The organism is Candidatus Darwinibacter acetoxidans (assembly GCF_041936445.1).
Taxonomy (GTDB): Bacteria; Bacillota; Limnochordia; order Darwinibacteriales; family Darwinibacteriaceae; genus DTU010.
In genome coordinates this window covers 1-1,652 of record NZ_JBHGXH010000196.1, presented here as the reverse complement: position 1 = coordinate 1,652, position 1,652 = coordinate 1, and the positions used below count along the sequence as shown (strand labels likewise).

Sequence of the window (1,652 nt, the reverse complement as noted above, 5' to 3'; positions counted from 1 at the left end):
CCCCGGCATCCCCCACGAGGAACAGGAGAAGGGGTTCGACGCTCTCAGCAGCGGAGAGCGGTTCTCCCCCACTCGCGGCCTCGAAGAGTTGCACCTTCTCGATCTGTGAAGGGAGCGAGACGCAGTCCGCACCCGTAATGGGGAACGAGAACGTCATCGGCGTGACGTTCTCGGCCGACGTGCGATGTGTAGCCAGAGCGAACCGATCGCAGACCGGCGTTCCGTTGGCCGTCTGGAGTTCAGCGTACCATTCGATAACCGGGGTGCGCTCACGGAGCGCCTCATACCCTTTTGCGTTGAGTTTGACAGTCATGTTTAGACTCCTGTATAGCATCATAGTCCCAGCTCCAGTAAGGCGTCCCGCCACCGCCGGGTCAGGGTCAGTCGGTATGTCGGCCACGTCCCGGCTTGCTGGATTTCGATATCGACGGCCATCTATATCTCCTCAAACGTTATGTTGACGCCGCCGGAGACGTCCGGATAGGCCTCCGCGTAGAGTTGCGCGAACGCCGCCGTCGCGCGGAACGCAATCTCCCGCGTCACATCATACTCTGCCCGGTCGAACGCTGCCGGCACCCGGGAGGCCCGGAACGCCAACCCCCGCCCCTGTGTCGCCCCCATGCGGCCGAACCGGATCGGGAACTGGGAGATCATTGTTAACTCCTGCTATAGATCGTCTCGATGCCTCCGCGCTCTTCCCCGGTCTCGGGGTCGGTCTCCGATAGGATATCGGCGATCGGCACCCGCCGGATCTCCTCCTCCCCGCGGAAGAGGACGTATTCGTCGTTCTGTACCAGGAGCCGGTCCGCGTCGATCTCCTCGACGCCAGCGGCCGTGTGGACCCTCATAATCTGTTTTGCTGTCATGATTTTGCCTCGATTGGACCAAAAGCGACCCGCAGAAATGGATGCCGTTCGGCGATCTGGCAGTTGAGACCGTAGCAATCCGCGTGCATCGTATACCCGATCCAGGACGATATCGACGCCCGGGCGTCACCCTCGAACGTCCCAGCCTCCATCTGTCTCAGGCGTTTGTGGACTCGCCGGACATTCCGTGCCAGGACTCGGATGTGGTCTCTATAGACCATGTATCCGAGGTACTTGACGCCGGAATCGACTGGAGTCAGCGTCTGCTTGACTGGGTGGAGCCGCAGATGGAGCCGGTCCGTTAGGAATGCCTCAATCTCGTCACGCCAGGCCCAGAGTTGGGCTTTGTCCGCGTGCACGAGCGTGATGTCGTCCATGTAGCGGAGGTATTCCTTTACCCGGAGCCCATGCTTCGCGAACATGTCTAGTTCATGCAGGTAGATGTTCGCGAAGGCCTGCGACGTCAGATTCCCGAGCGGGATACCGGTGCCGGGCGAATCCTCGTAACTCTCGACGATCAGGCGGATCAAGTGCATCATCTGCGGGTCCCGGATCCGCTTCGCGATCAAGGATAGCAGGATCTCGTGATCGATGCTCGCGAAGTACGACTTGACATCCAACTGGAGCACGTAGCCGGAGCCTTCTGGGTGTCGGCGCATGAACTGCTGCAGCCGGTCAACGGCGACGTGGGTACCACGCTCCGTCAGGCAGGCATAGGTATCCCTGATGAATGTCGGCAACCAACACGGGAGGATCGCGCCTGAGACTACCTGGTGCACGATCCTG

At 60.7% G+C, this 1,652-nt stretch carries 4 protein-coding genes; all 4 read right to left on the bottom strand.

The window, feature by feature from the left end:
* A partial coding sequence (locus ACE4YL_RS07480) for a hypothetical protein (protein ID WP_461369445.1) occupies positions 1-313 on the bottom strand: 313 nt, incomplete at its 3' end.
* Positions 314-435: 122 nt separating this feature from the next.
* Positions 436-654 (bottom strand): hypothetical protein, encoded by a 219-nt coding sequence (locus tag ACE4YL_RS07475; protein ID WP_461369444.1) that lies wholly within the window; start codon positions 652-654, stop codon positions 436-438.
* Positions 655-656: 2 nt separating this feature from the next.
* The gene (locus ACE4YL_RS07470) at positions 657-866 is read right to left on the bottom strand and encodes a hypothetical protein (protein ID WP_461369443.1); all 210 of its coding nucleotides are present in this window, start codon (positions 864-866) and stop codon (positions 657-659) included.
* On the bottom strand, positions 863-1,652 hold a 790-nt coding region (locus ACE4YL_RS07465; protein WP_461369442.1), incomplete at its 5' end, for an RNA-directed DNA polymerase. The genes ACE4YL_RS07470 and ACE4YL_RS07465, both read right to left, overlap by 4 nt.

Excerpts from the sequence above, each read along its gene's own strand:
- ACE4YL_RS07470 (WP_461369443.1), bottom strand. The coding sequence starts at position 866 with ATGACAGCAAAACAGATTATGAGGGTCCACACGGCCGCTGGCGTCGAG.
- ACE4YL_RS07475 (WP_461369444.1), bottom strand. The coding sequence starts at position 654 with ATGATCTCCCAGTTCCCGATCCGGTTCGGCCGCATGGGGGCGACACAG.